The sequence below is a fragment of the Priestia sp. YIM B13486 genome (genome assembly GCF_042787865.1).
Classification (GTDB): domain Bacteria; phylum Bacillota; class Bacilli; order Bacillales; family Bacillaceae_H; genus Priestia; species Priestia megaterium.
Genome location: NZ_JBHZOZ010000001.1, coordinates 1 through 15,760, shown reverse-complemented (window position 1 = coordinate 15,760; position 15,760 = coordinate 1). Strand labels below are relative to the sequence as shown.

At 39.4% G+C, this 15,760-nt stretch carries 13 protein-coding genes; 11 read left to right on the top strand and 2 right to left on the bottom strand.

Annotated features, from left to right (window positions below):
- The first annotated feature begins 110 nt into the window (after nucleotides 1-110).
- Nucleotides 111-278, top strand: coding sequence for a hypothetical protein (locus ACFX4G_RS00065; protein WP_014458527.1), 168 nt, complete (start codon nucleotides 111-113; stop codon nucleotides 276-278).
- A gap of 116 nt (nucleotides 279-394) precedes the next feature.
- Nucleotides 395-880, top strand: coding sequence for a metal-dependent hydrolase (locus tag ACFX4G_RS00060; protein WP_043976585.1), 486 nt, complete (start codon nucleotides 395-397; stop codon nucleotides 878-880).
- 346 nt (nucleotides 881-1,226) lie between these two features.
- Here the strand turns inward: ACFX4G_RS00060 and ACFX4G_RS00055 are convergent, their stop codons facing one another.
- Nucleotides 1,227-2,459 (bottom strand): ATP-binding protein, encoded by a 1,233-nt coding sequence (locus tag ACFX4G_RS00055; RefSeq protein WP_322552384.1) that lies wholly within the window; start codon nucleotides 2,457-2,459, stop codon nucleotides 1,227-1,229.
- 213 nt (nucleotides 2,460-2,672) lie between these two features.
- Entirely contained in the window at nucleotides 2,673-4,100 is a 1,428-nt protein-coding gene (locus ACFX4G_RS00050; protein ID WP_080781560.1) for a cryptochrome/photolyase family protein, read from the bottom strand.
- A 165-nt stretch (nucleotides 4,101-4,265) separates the two neighbouring features.
- Here ACFX4G_RS00050 and ACFX4G_RS00045 point away from each other — a divergent pair, with 165 nt between their 5' ends.
- The 9 genes from ACFX4G_RS00045 to ACFX4G_RS00005 all read left to right on the top strand — a co-directional run bounded on the left by ACFX4G_RS00045 (nucleotide 4,266) and on the right by ACFX4G_RS00005 (nucleotide 15,661).
- Nucleotides 4,266-5,015: a polyadenylate binding domain-containing protein gene (locus ACFX4G_RS00045; RefSeq protein WP_377572550.1), complete on the top strand. Its 750-nt coding sequence runs from the start codon at nucleotides 4,266-4,268 to the stop codon at nucleotides 5,013-5,015.
- Nucleotides 5,016-5,266: 251 nt separating this feature from the next.
- A complete protein-coding gene (locus ACFX4G_RS00040; RefSeq protein ID WP_377572548.1) occupies nucleotides 5,267-5,959 on the top strand; it encodes a copper homeostasis protein CutC in 693 nt (230 codons plus the stop codon).
- Between the two features lie 262 nt (nucleotides 5,960-6,221).
- The gene (locus tag ACFX4G_RS00035; protein ID WP_377572546.1) at nucleotides 6,222-7,586 is read left to right on the top strand and encodes an aspartate aminotransferase family protein; all 1,365 of its coding nucleotides are present in this window, start codon (nucleotides 6,222-6,224) and stop codon (nucleotides 7,584-7,586) included.
- Between the two features lies 1 nt (nucleotide 7,587).
- Entirely contained in the window at nucleotides 7,588-9,108 is a 1,521-nt protein-coding gene (locus ACFX4G_RS00030) for a pyridoxal phosphate-dependent decarboxylase family protein (RefSeq protein ID WP_377572544.1), read from the top strand.
- Nucleotides 9,086-10,840, top strand: coding sequence for an IucA/IucC family protein (locus tag ACFX4G_RS00025; protein ID WP_377572542.1), 1,755 nt, complete (start codon nucleotides 9,086-9,088; stop codon nucleotides 10,838-10,840). Before ACFX4G_RS00030 ends, ACFX4G_RS00025 begins: the two co-directional genes overlap by 23 nt.
- Entirely contained in the window at nucleotides 10,837-11,430 is a 594-nt protein-coding gene (locus ACFX4G_RS00020) for a GNAT family N-acetyltransferase (RefSeq protein WP_377572539.1), read from the top strand. Before ACFX4G_RS00025 ends, ACFX4G_RS00020 begins: the two co-directional genes overlap by 4 nt.
- Complete coding sequence (locus tag ACFX4G_RS00015; protein WP_377572537.1) at nucleotides 11,409-12,698, top strand: lysine N(6)-hydroxylase/L-ornithine N(5)-oxygenase family protein; 1,290 nt, start codon at nucleotides 11,409-11,411, stop codon at nucleotides 12,696-12,698. The genes ACFX4G_RS00020 and ACFX4G_RS00015 overlap by 22 nt, the downstream gene beginning before the upstream one ends.
- Nucleotides 12,699-12,701: 3 nt before the next feature.
- Nucleotides 12,702-13,859: an MFS transporter gene (locus ACFX4G_RS00010; protein ID WP_377572535.1), complete on the top strand. Its 1,158-nt coding sequence runs from the start codon at nucleotides 12,702-12,704 to the stop codon at nucleotides 13,857-13,859.
- Complete coding sequence (locus tag ACFX4G_RS00005; protein WP_377572533.1) at nucleotides 13,856-15,661, top strand: IucA/IucC family protein; 1,806 nt, start codon at nucleotides 13,856-13,858, stop codon at nucleotides 15,659-15,661. The genes ACFX4G_RS00010 and ACFX4G_RS00005 overlap by 4 nt, the downstream gene beginning before the upstream one ends.
- Nucleotides 15,662-15,760 lie beyond the last annotated feature (99 nt).

Genomic DNA, 15,760 nt, shown 5'->3' with positions numbered 1-15,760 from the left:
CTTCCTAGTATAAGAAAAAGAAAGAGATATTAAACAAGCCGTCATACTACTTTGTTTTTTTTATAAAATCTCGTATAGTTAATAGTAATGACAAGCAAAGGAGTTTCGGTATGTTTACATATATCACGTTATTTGGTTTTCTTGGATTCGCTGTGTATTCGAGTACGTGGATTTATTCTATCGTCAAAAAAGATGGAAGAGCAAAGAAAAATGGAAAGGGTACTCTTATTAGTTTTCTTGTGATGCTTATCGGGTTAGTCGGTCTGCAGCTTACGTAATCATAGATTATTTTGACATTTTTACCACCTTCACTTATAGTTAACGTTGGGCGAACGTATGTGTGATTTTGATCACAGTGCTTGCCTTAAGTTGAAAAAGAAAGAAGGTGGCATATTTGAGATATCACACACATATTGCAACATCGATTGCTGCCGGTGCCGGCGTGGCTATAACAGGAGACGCTTCGTTTACATTTCCTTATGTTGTAGGCATCGCGATTGGAGCACTGCTTCCTGATATTGATGAACCAAATTCATATATTGGTAGAAGATCTCTTGGTCTCGCAAAAATAATTAAATCTATTTTTGGACACCGAGGTATTACGCATTCTATTCTTGCAAGCGGACTTATTTTTTATTTACATACGATGTATGACAACGACTTTACATTAGGAATAGCCTATGGATACGCTTTTCATATTCTTGGAGATTTCTTTTCTAAACGAGGGGTACCTTTTTTCTCACCTCTTAGCAAGAAGAAGTTTAAGCCTCCTTTAACATATGAAACAGGCAGCGGAGCAGAGACTCTTATCTTTTACCTGGCAGTGATAGGAAGTTTCTATATGCTTTATAAGTATCAGCTGTACAGCCAGCTGTTTTAAAGGAAAAAGAGGCTGGGATAAAAGTATGTTAGCCAAGATAAATGACGAACTATTGATCAAAATATTTGATTGGTGGTTCGTTTTTTATTGGAATGGTGAACGTAGGTCTTATCTGTTTAGTTGCTTCTAGCAGTTGATTGGAGGGCAAGGCGAAGACTCCTGCGGGAAAAGCGGCCTAGATGAGACCCCGTAGGAGTCTAGCGACGAGGGGGCTTGTCTAGGCCCCGCGGAAAGCGAAACCTTGTACGGATATCAGCAGCGGTGTAAAAGGCCATTTATACTAGAGCATTTATCTAATTCGTTCGTCTTTAAATGGAAGTGATTTAGTTATGTCTCAGCCTCTCTTTTAGGCTTCCACTACGTAAAGTTCAGTCGTTTTCATAGGAAGGGTAATGGTAATACTTGTGCCATCATTTTTTTCACTGGATACATGAAAAAAACCATTATGTTCGTTAATAATTTTGTTGCAAATTGTTAGTCCCAGGCCTATTCCTCGTTCTTTTGTTGTATAAAAAGGCTCTCCTATATGAGGAATACGCTTTGAATCAATTCCACATCCATTGTCTTTTATCACAATGCACAGCGTTTCTCTAGCTGATTTTTCAATCGATACCGCCAGCTTGCCGCCGCTTTCCATCGAATCAATGGCATTTTGTATAATATGAATAAATACTTGGGTTAGCTGTGTTTTTTGCCCACTAACGAGCAGAGGATGTTCTTTTGGATAATGACGGAAGATGTGGATGTTTTTAACTCCAGTAGCCGGTTCAAATTGCTTTAATACCTCATCTAACAAGTCGGTAATAACAAGGTTGTCTGTATATACGTATTCTTGTTTAGCTAAACTCATAAACTCTGTGATGATATGTTCAATTTGTGAAAGTTCATGCTGAATGAGATCTCGATAAATCATTGTTTTCTTCGGCTGCTGTGTCTCACTGAACAGTTGTATAAATCCTTTAATGGTTGTCAAAGGATTTCTAACCTCGTGTGCGATACTTGCAGCAAGGTGACCAATGACAGAAAGTTTTTCTGAATTTCGGATCTTTTTCTCTGCTTGTCTTTTTTCTGTTACGTCTCGTGAGACAAATACAAACCCTTCGATTTCTCCAGTGGATGTGATAATTGGAGCGCCTTTACATTCTAATAAAACGATGGTGCCGTTCACATGAAACTTTCGGTATTCAAATGTAGAGGCGTCTTTTGTTTTGCTCATGTTAGCTAAAATAGTCGAGATTATGTGTTTGTCTTCGGGATACGCATTGATAAGCACATGTTGTCCAATAAGTTCATCAGGATAAACGCCTAACGTTTTAGCGTAAGAAGGAGAAGCGTATTCATAAATGCCATCTTCAGTAAGAGCACATACTAAATCATGGGTATGAGATAAAATAGCTTGATGCTTTGGTTCATTATTATCCGTAATGATTCGATCTTTTAATGGATAAAAAAGCTGATCTTCTTGATTGATGAAGGTGTGCCGAACTTGAGTACCGCACATTCTGCAAAAATTATAATCTTCCTTATAGTTACAAGAAGGACAAACGGGCATCGAATCACTCCAATCAGATCTATGCAATGAGAGAGTTCCCCAGCATATATAATCATTATTATATATTCAAATTATAGGAAAAAATATGAAAAATCAAATGTGCTATAGAGAGGAGAATTGGGCTTGAAAACCCTATAAAAAGATTTCAAATACATGTTTTTAGTTGCAAATAGATAAGAAAGGGAATTTTTTACACGTTTAAAAAATTCAGCATATCAAATAAGAGGTAAATCACGCCTCTTATTTGATATGCTGATAATGCTCTAGAGCTCGCTCTCTAGCTGCTTTATGATCGACAATTGGAGCCGGGTATGTTTTATTAAGTGTAACGTTTGCTTTTTCTAATACGTCTGCTGGGGCCTCCCAAGGTTTATGAATATAAGAAGATGGAATATCTTTAAGTTCTGGAAGCCACTTTTTAATATATTCTCCTTCTTTATCAAATTTTTCTGATTGAGTAATTGGATTAAAAATACGAAAATATGGCGCGGCGTCTGCACCCGAGCCTGCAACCCACTGCCAGCCCATTGTGTTATTAGCTAAATCTGCGTCTACTAAGGTATCAAAAAACCAATTTGCTCCGTGTTTCCAATGAATTAAAAGGTGCTTTACTAAAAAGGAAGCAGCTACCATTCGAACTCGATTGTGCATAAAACCTGTTTCCCACAGCTCCCGCATTCCGGCATCGACAAGGGGATAGCCGGTTTTTCCATTTTTCCAAGCTTGAAGCTCTTCATTGCCGTCAGCCCACTGAAATTGCTTGAATTTTTCATTAAGCGGTTCAGTTGTAGTGTGCGGGAAATGATAAAGCAGCTGATAAGCAAAATCTCTCCATATAAGTTGACGAATAAACATTTCAGCTTGCTGTTCAAAAGCATCAGAACCTACTTTTTCAGCTTTAGTTCTCAAATAATGATAAAGAACTCGAGCCGAGAGCTGTCCTGTAGCCAAATAAGGAGATAGAAATGAATTTAATGCTTCAGAAGGAAAATCTCGTCCTTTTTCATAATGAAGCAGCTTATTCTTTGAAAACGTTTTGAGCACATTAATAGCGCCTTTTTCCGTAGCTTCCCACGTCGACTTAATCGTTTCATCCCACGGTATGCTTGGAAGTAAATCAAGATCTGAGACTGAAAGAGATTCAACCGGTTTAGAGAAGGCCTGTATGGAAGTAACTTTTTTTACAGCAGAAGATACTGAATGTTTTTGAGAAGCTTTATAGTAAGCTGTAAACACTTTATAAGGATCTCCATTTTCTTTTGTGATTTTCCAAGGTTCATGAAGGAGAAACCCCTCAAATGTGCGAATATTTATTTGTTGCTTTGAAAAAAAAGCTTGAAGCTCTTTATCTCTTTTTAGCGCATGTGGTTCATAGCGTCTATTCCAATAAATATCTTGTGCATTCGTTTCATGGAGTAATTTTTGCAACACATCTTTAGGGTTTCCTTTTTGTACAATCAGCGTTCCTTTTATTTTTTCGATTGAGGTTTTAAAGTCATTCAGCGCATGGTGAAGCCACCATTTACTTGCACTTCCCATTGAGCTTTCTTCATAGTCGTCATGGATATAAACAGGTACAACCATTCCTTCTTTAGCTGCGTGAAATAGAGCTGGGTTATCAACCAGCCGAAAATCTTTTCGAATCCATACGATAATGGTTTTATTCATCATGTGCCACCTTTCTATCTGCATTTTGCCTCGATTATAGCTTTTTTCTTATACGTTCTACAATTTTGAATGTGTAGAAGGCCTATTTTCTTATGGACGAATTTCAGATTGATGGTAAAAAGAATAACGTAAACAGAGTAAGAGAATGGGAAGGAGCCCTTAAAAATGAGAAATTCGTATGGAATGAAACAAACCGGACAACCGATATCCAATCCATATATGCAAGCAGCACCTAAACCTGCTAAAATGCCGCCTATGCCTTCTGCAAAAGAAATGCAGGCAATGCCGATGCAAGAAGGCGCAAATCAAATGCCAATCCACGGAGAAATGCCGCAGATGAAAGATTCAATGCCGTCGATGCATGGAGGAATGAATCAAATGCCAATGTACGGAGAGCTACCGCCAATGCATGAAGGAATGGGTCAAATGCCGATGCAAGACGGAATGCCGATGCACGGAGGAATGGGTCAAATGCCGATGCAAGGAGGGATGCCGCCAATGCACGGAGGAATGTGCCAAATGCCGATGCAAGGTGGAATGCCGCCAATGCAAGGAATGGGTCAAATGCCGATGCAAGGTGGAATGGCGCCGATGCAAGGAATGGGTCAAATGCCGATGCAAGGTGGAATGGCGCCAATGCACGGAGGAATGGGTCAAATGCCGATGCAAGGAGGGATGCCGCCAATGCACGGAGGAATGGGTCAAATGCCGATGCAAGGTGGAATGGCGCCAATGCACGGAGGAATGGGTCAAATGCCGATGCAAGGTGGAATGGCGCCAATGCACGGAGGAATGGGCCAAATGCCGATGCACGATTGCGGATGCCGCGATTTCTTAGCACCCGTTGGGCATCAGCAGCCTCATTCTTTAAATGATTGGATGTTCATGCAACAAACAAATCCACGTTCTTTTTAATAAACCCTTTACCCTAGATAAAAGGGATGTATTTTTGAATCTTTAGTATAAATATAGAATTTTATTAATTGAAACGTCATGAGAAAAAGAATAGTTCTTACTCTTTTTCCATGACATTCAATTTTTTGAAAATATTAATCACATCTTTTGGGTGTTTTCTTACATAAGAGAGTTTGGTAGAGTTTTTTAAGTATAAATACAGGGAAAAGAAGGCAAAAGCTCTATATTAAAGGGGAAAGGGTGTTTTTAGAATGATATTAGAAGTCACAGCTGCAACCTTACATGATGCTAAAGTTGCCCAGGAACATGGTGCCGATCGTATAAGCCTTGTAACTGGAATCGGTGAAGGCGGCTTAACCCCAAGCTACGGTTTGATGAAAAAAGTGAAAGAAACGATACATATCCCAATATTTGTGATGATTCGTCCACATAATCAATCTTTTCAATATGATGAAGACGATTTGCAAACAATGATTGAAGATATTAAATATGCAAGAGAAATTGGCATTGATGGAATTGAAATAGGCTGTTTAACAGAAGACAAAATTATTGATGAGCAAGCTTTAAAGCGACTGCTCGATGCGGCAGGAGAAATGAATGTAACGTTCCACTTAGCATTTGATGAAATCACTGATCAAGAAAAGGCGCTTGAAACGCTTTTAAGCTATAAGCAAATTCAGCGTGTCATGACTTCGGGAGCGGATAAAAGTGCGCTAAACGGTATTCCTCATATTAAAAAACTGTTAAGAAGAATGAAAGATAAAGATATTATTTTAATCGGGACAAAAGGGCTGAAACCTGAAAATCTTCAAGCGTTCTTATCCGTTACTCCCGTGAAAGAAATTCGTATTGGTTCAGGGGTTCGAGTGAATTGTCAATATACGAAACCGCTTGACCCAAGGAGTGTAAAAGCTGCAAAAGAAACGATGAATAAACAAAAGTAACAGAAGTGCTACAAGAAATTGTAGCACTTTTTTATTTGGAAATAGAAAGGGACTTATTACATAGTTTTCCCTAAATGGAAAACATCATAAAACCCTTTGAATCCTTGATACATAAGAGAAATGTTGTATTTTTTCGACTTTAGAGTGAAATAGGAATAATTTCATATTTTCAGAATAATCATTGACAGTGATAATCATTATCATTTATTGTTGTAATTGTTAATGAAAATCATTATCAATTGAATAAACAGGAGGATATGATATGTCAACGTCAACGAAACAACTTACATCAAACGAAATGCTGCTTGCTATGCAAAATGAACGTGAATCCAATGCAAGGTCTTATCCTAGACGCCTTCCTATTGCAATTAAACAAGCAAAAGGCGCCGTAATCACGGATATGGATGGAAAAGAATATATTGATTGTTTAGCAGGAGCCGGCACGCTTGCTCTGGGTCATAACCATTACGTAGTCCATGAAGCAATACAAGACGTTTTAGCAAAATCTATTCCTTTACATACATTAGATTTAACAACGCCTGTGAAAGAAGCTTTTATCGATGAAGTATTTGCTAGTTTGCCAGAACAATTTGCAAACAAAGCGAAAATACAGTTTTGCGGTCCAACTGGAGGAGACGCAATTGAAGCGGCTTTGAAGCTTGTAAAAACAGCAACAGGTAACCGAACGATTTTATCTTTTCAAGGGGGATATCACGGCTCCACGCACGGAACGTTAAGCATCAGCGGTACAACGAGTCCCAAAAAGCATATTCATGCGCTAGTGCCCGATACCCATTTTCTACCTTATCCATATGAATATCGCTGCCCGTTTGGCGTAGGTACTGAAGGTCACACGTACATTAGTACGTACATTGAAAATATGCTGGATGACCCTGAAAGCGGAATTGTTACTCCGGCGGGTGTTGTAGTAGAAATTGTACAAGGAGAAGGAGGCTCTATTCCGGCGCCGATTCCATGGTTAAAAGAGCTTCGCAGAATCACAAAAGAACGAAACATTCCGCTTATTGTCGATGAAGTTCAAACTGGAATTGGACGAACAGGAAAGCTGTATGCATTTGAGCACGCTGATATTCAACCGGATGTATTAGTGCTATCTAAAGCAATTGGAGGCAGCCTTCCTTTATCAGTCGTTCTATATGATAAAAAGCTGGATCAATGGGAAGCGGGTGCACATATCGGCACCTTTAGAGGAAATCAGCTTGCGATGGCTACAGGACAAGCCACTCTGCAATTTATAAAACAAGAAAACTTACCTGCACATGCTCATGAATTAGGAGCTTATATTCAGAGTCAGCTAAAGCATATTCAAAAGCAAGTATTTTCAATTGGTGATGTACGCGGAAGAGGTTTGATGCTGGGCATTGAAATCATAGACGCAACAAAGCCGGCTAATAAAATCGGCAGTCATCCTGCAAACGGTGAGTTAGCTAAGCTGATCCAAAAAGAATGTTTCGACAGAGGCGTCATTTTAGAAGTGGGTGGAAGACATGGTGCTGTTATTCGTCTGCTTCCTCCATTAATTTTAACGAAACAACAAACCGATGAAGTGTTAACAAGATTTGAAGAAGCGATAAAAGCAGCAGAAGAGAAGTGGGTGAATAAATAAAATGGCGCCGTTTGAAAAGTGGTTTTTATCATCATCCAAAGAAAGCCTCGAGAATTATGAAGCGATGATAGGCGGAATGACTGAGATGATTAAACGTCACTACCAGGAACTAAAATCCCCTTATACTCACATAGACGTTGACGAACTATCGAACTTAGTCAATCGTTCGGTCTATTTTAGCGAACACGAACAGCCGCTAGAAGATCTGTTTGATGACGTACAAGCCGTAGTGCTGGATCATTCGCTTCATATTTCGCATCCCGGGGCAATGGCGCACTTGCATTGTCCTCCGATTATACCGGCCCTTGCTGCGGAAGTGATGATTTCTGCTTTGAATCAATCTATGGACTCGTGGGATCAAAGTCCGGCAGCTACGTATATAGAAGATCAAGTGATTGATGAGTTAACACAACAAATTGGTTATCCAAGCTCTTCTTCCGGCGTTTTTACAAGCGGAGGGACTCAGTCGAATTATATGGGCCTTCTGCTTGCTCGTAATGAATATTGTCATGCTGCATTTTCCATTGATGTTAGTGAAGAAGGTTTACCGCTCCAAGCTAAAAAACTGCGGATTTTCTGCTCCGAAAAAGCCCACTTTACGGTGCAGCAATCTGCAGCTCAGCTTGGACTGGGCATGAATGCAGTGGTGAGTGTAAAGTGCAATGAAAGGCACGAGATGGATATAGAAAATTTAGAAGAAGCAATACGGGAAGTCAAAGCCCAGGGAAACCTTCCTTTTGCTGTTGTAGCAACGGCAGGCACGACGGATTTTGGAAGCGTAGATCCTCTTTTTGAAATGAGTAAGCTAGCTAAAAAAGAAGGGCTTTGGCTTCATGCTGACGCCGCTTATGGAGGAGCGCTGCTATTTTCACATAAATATCGTGAACGCTTAAAAGCTCTTGAACGAGCAAATTCTATTACGATGGATTTTCATAAGTGGTTTTATCAGCCGGTAAGCTGCGGCGCATTTCTAGTGAAGAATTCAGCTATGTTCAAACACATTCAGCTTCATGCAGATTATCTAAATCCCGAAGAAGATGAGCATGTACATTTGGTAGATCGCAGTATTCAAACGACCAAACGATTTGACGCCTTGAAGCTATGGCTGACTTTCCGTGCAGTAGGTACAAATGAGTATGGAAAAATGGTTGATCATACGATTGAAACGGCTAAGCAGACAGCTGAACATTTACGAAAGCAAAGGAATATTACGGTGTTAAATGATCCTTATATGAACGCGGTTGTATTTCGCTATGTGCCAGATACTTTATATAGTGATTGTCAAAAACAGCAGCATTATGAAAATAAGTTAAATCAGCGTATTCAGCAGCATTTATATGAAAAAGGCACTTTTATCATGGCAAAAACAAAGCATAAAGAGCAAGCTTATTTAAAGCTAACGATGTTAAATCCTATGATTACAGTTGATTCTGTTGCCACTCAGTTAGAGGAAGTCGTGGCTTTAGGAAAAGAGTTGGAGAAAAAGGAGGAGCGATTACGTGAACGCTCAGTTATCGGCTAATTTTATTACAATGCAAAATATTATTAATTGCTATATTCGAGAAACAGGTAAGGGAGTATGGCAGTCCATTTCAGAAATGAAAAGCGAAGAAACGCTCGTTCTTAGGCTAGAAAAACAGCCGGTAACTCTTTACTTTCCAGTAAAGTACCGTTCAGCTACCGGACGTCACTTGTTCTTTCCGGTCTTTTATTATCGCATTCAGAAAGAGGAGCTCAAGGAGTTAGATGTCGTCACTCTTTTAGCCTTTCTTTTAAAAGAAGTAACAGATCATTTACTACAGGTGAATGAGCTAATTGTACGTGTACTATTAAGCTACGAAAATATGAAATTGTTCATTGAAAAAAGACAGAAAGAGTTAGAAACGTGCTATAAATGGGACAAAACGTTCTTAGAATCTGAGCAGTCATTGCTTATTGGCCACCAGCTGCATCCGACACCTAAAAGCCGTCAAGGGATATTACCTGAAGAAGAAAAGGTGTTTGGGCCTGAAGTGAACGGCAAATTTCATCTTCATTATTTTAGAGCACATAAATCGCTTGTTACAGACCAGTCTGCCGAGAGTCAAACCGCTTCACAGCTTATTAAAGAGCAGTTGAAAAAAGATAAGAAGGTTTCTGAAGAATTCATACAGGTGTATTGCCAAGCGGACGATTATTCACTTATACCTATGCATCCGCTGCAAGCTCGTTATCTTTTAGGAAAAGAAGAAGTGTGTGAATGGATTCAAAAAGGCCGGCTTGCTTATCTAGGGCCACACGGTCAGCCGTTTTATCCGACTTCGTCTGTTCGAACCGTATACAGTGAAGATGCAGATGTGATGTACAAATTTTCTATTCCGGTGAAGATTACGAATTCACTGAGAGTGAATAAACGCAAAGAATTAAGCAGAGGTGTAGAAGTAAGCCGTTTATTGCAAGAAGGATTACAGGCGGAGCTTCAAGAAAATCATCCGGCTTTTCAAGTGATTGAAGATCCTGCTTACATCACGCTTGGAAAAAAGGAGCTTGGGTTTGAAGTCATGATTCGAAGCAACCCTTTTCAAGGTGAGCAAGGGAACCGTACAACACTCCTAGCAAGTTTGTGTCAAGATCATGTGTTTGGGAAAGCTTCTCAAATTGAAAATATCATTAATCATATTGCTTCAAGTGAAAATAGCACAAATGAAGACATAAGCAAGCGCTGGTTTAAACGCTATTTAGATGTTTCTTTTCATCCTATGATGTGGCTTTACACTCAAAAAGGAATTGCGCTGGAAGCTCATCAGCAAAATTCCGTTATTAAACTTGATGAAAACGGATATCCATCGGTGTTTTACTACCGTGACAACCAAGGCTATTACTTTATGAAATCAAAGGAACAAGAGCTTCGCAAGCTGCTTCCTTCCTTAAACGGAGAAAGCGATACGGTATGTGATGATGCTGTAGCAGAAGAAAGATTTCGTTATTACGTATTTTTTAATCATATTTTAGGATTAGTTAATGCTTTTGGTGCAGCTGGCCTCGTTCAAGAGTCAGATCTGCTATTGATTCTGCGACAAGAAATAGAGAGGTACAAAGAAAAAGATCATACGGGGCTTGTTTCATCGATGTTAGAAGAGAAAGTGCTTCCTTGTAAAGCCAATTTCTTAACGCGCGTTCATGATATGGATGAGCTGGTAGGCTCTCTTGAAACGCAGTCTGTTTATGTAAATGTTGAAAATCCTCTGTACGAATCTGCAGGTGTACGGGTATGAAATCAGCATTACAAACGCAGTATCCATTTGTGATGCAGCAAAAGGAGCAGAGCATCACCTTTCGCTCTGTTTCTTTTGCAAAAGATTTCGAACGGCTGTACAAGTGGATGCATGAACCGCATGTTATTCCGTATTGGAATTTAAATATTTCAAAACAGGCGTATGAGCAGCATTTAAAAACATTTCTCGCTGATTCCCATCAAAAACTGCTAATTGGAGAAATTGACGGTGTACCTATGAGCTATTGGGAATCTTATACGGTCGACGGCGATATTATCAGTAACTATTACCCTTATGAAAAAGGAGATCAAGGGATTCATTTATTAATTGGAGAACCTGCTTTTTTAGGAAAAGGCTATATTTATCCGCTCCTTCTTAGTTTACTAAAGCACAAGTTCGAGGTAGCAGATACTGCTAAAGTAATAGCGGAACCAGATATACGAAATGAAAAGATGATTACAGTATTTAAAAAATGCGGGTTTCAATTTATGAAAGAAGTGTCGCTGCCTGATAAAACAGGCGTACTGCTGAAATGTGAAAGAACAGTATTTGAAAGAAGGTGGAGCGAATGGAACAACGGGACATTTTAGACGTAATTGGAGTAGGAGTTGGTCCATTTAATTTAGGATTAGCAGCTTTAATTGATAAAACAGATTGTACATATAAATGTTTTGAACAAAAAAAGGAGTTTAATTGGCATCCAGGAATGCTTTTAGAAGGGACAACTCTTCAAGTTCCGTTTATGGCAGACGTGGTCACGATGGTGGATCCGAAGAGTCCATACACGTTCTTAAATTATTTGCATGAGCATGAGCGCTTGTATCAGTTTTATTTCTTTGAGAAGTTTCATATCCCAAGAAACGAATACAATCATTATTGCCGCTGGGTAGCAAGCCAGCTGAGCGGGCTTGAATTTAACAGCACAGTAAAAGAAGTGAAAATGCATGAAGATGCTAAACCTTACTACGAAGTAATAGTTGAAAAAGAAGGGAGACTTCATACCTTTTACAGCTATCATCTTGTAACCGGAGTAGGTACACAGCCCGTAGTGCCAAGAGACTTTCAATCAGTAGCCAGCGATACGTTCTACCACTCCGCTCAGTACAAAATGAATCGTGAACAAACGCTGAAGGCTAAAAGTATTACCGTAATTGGCTCTGGTCAAAGCGCAGCTGAAATTGTCTATGATTTACTTCAACAGCAGCCTCAGTTTGACTATAAGCTGAATTGGTATACGCGCTCAAAGGGATTTTATCCGATGGAATATTCAAAGCTTGGCCTTGAACATTTTTCGCCTGATTATACCCGCTATTTTTACAGATTGCCCCAAGAGAAAAAAGAGAGCGTTTTACGAAATCAAGCTCTTTTATACAAAGGAATAAGCTTTGAAACGATCGGTGTTATTTATGATTTGATTTACGAACGAACAATTGGAGGAAAAGAAGTGCCGCTAATGATGCGCGCGCTTACGGAACTTGCAGGCGTTGAAAAGACAAACGATACACATCTTCTTACTCTTCACCAATACGAGCAGGCCTCGTTTGAAAAAGAAGAAAGTGAAATTGTCATTATGGCCACGGGCTATCATGCAAAAGAGCCTTCTTTTATGGAAGGTTTAAAAGAACATTTGCTGTTTGATGAAAAAGGACAGCTGAAAATTAATGAACTCTATCAAGTTGAGATGAAGAAAAAAGGCGCCCCGCTATTTGTTCAAAACGGAGAACTTCATACACACGGGGTTGGAGCACCAGACTTAGGTTTAGGGGCTTATCGCAATGCTGTCTTGATTAATCAAATTGCAGGTAAAAACGTGTATAAAATATATAAAAATACTGTTTTCCAAAAGTTTGGGTTTTAAGAGATGATTTCTCCGCGCTTTGTTTTTATCTGTTTATTTATGACCATGACGTCGGAAGTGTTATTATCACCATTTTATCCGCAGTATTTTACAAGTGCTTTCCATGTAGATGGAGTTGCAATGACGTCTTTTTTTATTATTTGCTGCCGGATTGTGGTCATTGTTATGACTCCTTTATGGGGAATGCTGCTTAAGAAGTGGAAAGTAAAACATATAATCGTAGCGTCACTTCTAATGACAGCCTTAGTTAAAGTCATTCTGAGTGAAGTTTCTACTTTTTATGGGTTTTTAGCCACTTCGTTAGTATTACTTGTGTTTCAAAGCAGTTTATATCTTTTATACCCATATTTAGTAGGCGGCATGAAAAATGGACAGAAAAAGGCAAGTGCTGCAACAACCTATGTATTTATTGTTCATACGGCTATTATTGTCGCTAGCTTGTTTGGAAGTGCGATTATTGCATGGGAAATGCCGCTTAAAGTATATCAATACTTTGCTTTAGCTGATATGGTACTGGCCGTATGGCTCGTAACAAGAAAAGCTTCATCTTTTAAAAAAGAAAAAACACCAGCGTACACTCAAAGTATAAACGAGCCTATTTTTTTCTATTTGCTGGCTATTTTCTTTTTTCACCTTGGACACAATGTCATTCGCCCTTATTTTACATTGTTTACAAGCGACACATATGGCATGAGCAGTCAAGGCAGCGCTTTGTTATATGTGATGCCGAGCATTATGGCGATCGTCTTAAAGCTTGCGATACCTACAAAGCTATTTAATGGAAAAGTTATACCGCTTTTTTATAGCGTAACGGGTGCTAGTGCTTTACTGCTATGTTTGCAAGCATATGCCGATCATCTCAGCATGTTTATTATAAGTCGAATTTTATATGGAGCCGGGTTTTATCTCAGCATGGTTATACTTGATATCTATTTATTTCAAAAAAGCAAAGAAGGAGCTGCTTACTATTACAGCTGGCTTATTGCTGTTCAAAATATTGCCCTGCTGATTGCACCGCTTTTAGCACTAGAAATCAGCAAAGTAAATTTAGCGCTTCCTTTAGCAGTTGGTGCCGCTGCTTTGCTAGCTGCTAGCGCTGTAATGCCGTTGCGTAATAAAACAATCCCTATTCTAAGACAAGTAAAGGAGAATGAAGGATGAAAATCAAAGAAACGAATCTTTCCGTATTTAATAAGCAATCATGGGAAAAAGCAAATCGCCAGCTTTTAGCTAAAATGCTGCAGGAATTCATGTATGAAAATATTATTGAGCCAAAACAGCTGCAAAAGCAGGGGGCGCTTGCCACGTATCGATGGGAAGACCACCGAGGCGTTACATATACATATCAAGCGAAACAGCGATTGTTTGACAGTTTTTCTATACTGCCAGAAAGTATTAAGCTGACATCTAAAGCGTCAACCCCTACATTTTCGGAGGCCTTGCAGCTGTTAATTAGCTTATCTGAAGACAAAGGAATGTCTAGCTCAACCGCAGGTCACTTAGCAAAAGAATATTTTCATACATTAATAGCAGACGTGCATTTGCAAAATCGAAAATCAGCTGATGAATTAGCGGGTATGGATTATGCGGAGCTAGAAGGTGAAATGACGGGACATCCTTGGATTACATACAACAAAGGGCGTATCGGATTTGGCTATGATGATTATCTGCGGTTTGCACCTGAGCAAAAACAAAAAATTCAGCTTTCATGGATTGCTGTAGCGAAGCAAATTTCTTCTTTTCATTCATTAGATACCCTCGGCTTCGATGATGTTATGAAACAGGAGCTAAGCGGTGAGACGCTAGCTGAATTTGAAAAAGAATTAACAAGCCAAGACCTTTTAGCAGCGAACTATTACTATATTCCCGTCCATGAATGGCAGTGGATGAACGTGATTGTTCCTTTATTCGCTGAATACATTGCAAATGATTTAATTATTCCGTTAGGAGAAGGTGAAGATCAATATTTTCCTCAGCAGTCGATTCGTACATTTGTGAATACAACAAACCGAGGTAAATATCATGTAAAGCTTCCCATGAGTATATTAAATACGCTTGTGTACAGAGGCCTTCCAAGTGAGCGGACGGTAATTGCTCCTCAAGTAACTCAGCACATAAAAGGCATACGAGATCGCGATGCGTTTTTAAAAGATACGTGCAAAGTAGGACTTTTAGGTGAAGTGGCTACGTTAAACGTAACTCAGCCAACGTTTGCTTCTATTAAAAACGCGCCTTATCAGTATTTAGAAATGCTGGGAGTCGTTTGGCGTGAAAGCATCTATCAAGAGTTAGAAGAAGGAGAGCATGCGATTACGCTAGCTGCGCTTTTACATGTTGACAGTAAAGGGAAAGCTTTAGTTTCGTCGTATATAGAAAAGTCGGGCTTAACTCCTGTCGAGTGGATTGATGCGTTAACCAGCGCTGTATTGCCGCCGCTTCTTCATTACTTATATCAATACGGTACTGTATTTTCCCCGCACGGTCAAAATACGGTACTGGTGCTTAAAAACAACAAGCCGGTTCGAATTATTATGAAAGATTTTGTAGACGACGTGAATATTAGTGATCAGCCGTTTGAAGAACTGCAGCAGTTATCTTTTGAATTAAAAGAAGTGCTGCGCAGCGAAGAGCCAGAAGGATTGACGCAGTTTATTTTAACAGGGTTATTTATTTGTCACTTCCGCTATTTAGCGACTATTTTAGAAGAGCATGAAGGCGTAGAAGAAGCTGACTTTTGGAAAAGTGTACGAGCAGAAATTTTACATTATCAAGCATCATTTCCACATTTGAAAAAACGATTTGAATTGTTTGATTTATTACGTCCAACCATTACGAAATTAACGTTAAATCGAAATCGAATGTTTGATTACGGATACGAAGATGACGGAGATCGTCCTCACGCAAGCGAATATGGAAAGGTACGGAATGCCTTGCATGAGGTGAGTGAAAAAGCTGTTCAATAATAAGGAAAAGCCGCTGGTGTTGGGGACTGACCCCTGATTTCGAGACAGGGATCAAAACACCTTTTAAACAGCCAGTTGTCGGTATTGTACCGGTGACTG

Bases quoted from the DNA above. Each gene is read 5' to 3' on its own strand.
- ACFX4G_RS00065 (WP_014458527.1), top strand. From the start codon at position 111: ATGTTTACATATATCACGTTATTTGGTTTTCTTGGATTCGCTGTGTAT.
- ACFX4G_RS00050 (WP_080781560.1), bottom strand. From the start codon at position 4,100: ATGAATAAAACCATTATCGTATGGATTCGAAAAGATTTTCGGCTGGTT.
- ACFX4G_RS00045 (WP_377572550.1), top strand. From the start codon at position 4,266: ATGAGAAATTCGTATGGAATGAAACAAACCGGACAACCGATATCCAAT.
- ACFX4G_RS00040 (WP_377572548.1), top strand. From the start codon at position 5,267: ATGATATTAGAAGTCACAGCTGCAACCTTACATGATGCTAAAGTTGCC.
- ACFX4G_RS00035 (WP_377572546.1), top strand. From the start codon at position 6,222: ATGTCAACGTCAACGAAACAACTTACATCAAACGAAATGCTGCTTGCT.
- ACFX4G_RS00030 (WP_377572544.1), top strand. From the start codon at position 7,588: ATGGCGCCGTTTGAAAAGTGGTTTTTATCATCATCCAAAGAAAGCCTC.
- ACFX4G_RS00020 (WP_377572539.1), top strand. From the start codon at position 10,837: ATGAAATCAGCATTACAAACGCAGTATCCATTTGTGATGCAGCAAAAG.
- ACFX4G_RS00015 (WP_377572537.1), top strand. From the start codon at position 11,409: ATGGAACAACGGGACATTTTAGACGTAATTGGAGTAGGAGTTGGTCCA.
- ACFX4G_RS00010 (WP_377572535.1), top strand. From the start codon at position 12,702: ATGATTTCTCCGCGCTTTGTTTTTATCTGTTTATTTATGACCATGACG.
- ACFX4G_RS00005 (WP_377572533.1), top strand. From the start codon at position 13,856: ATGAAAATCAAAGAAACGAATCTTTCCGTATTTAATAAGCAATCATGG.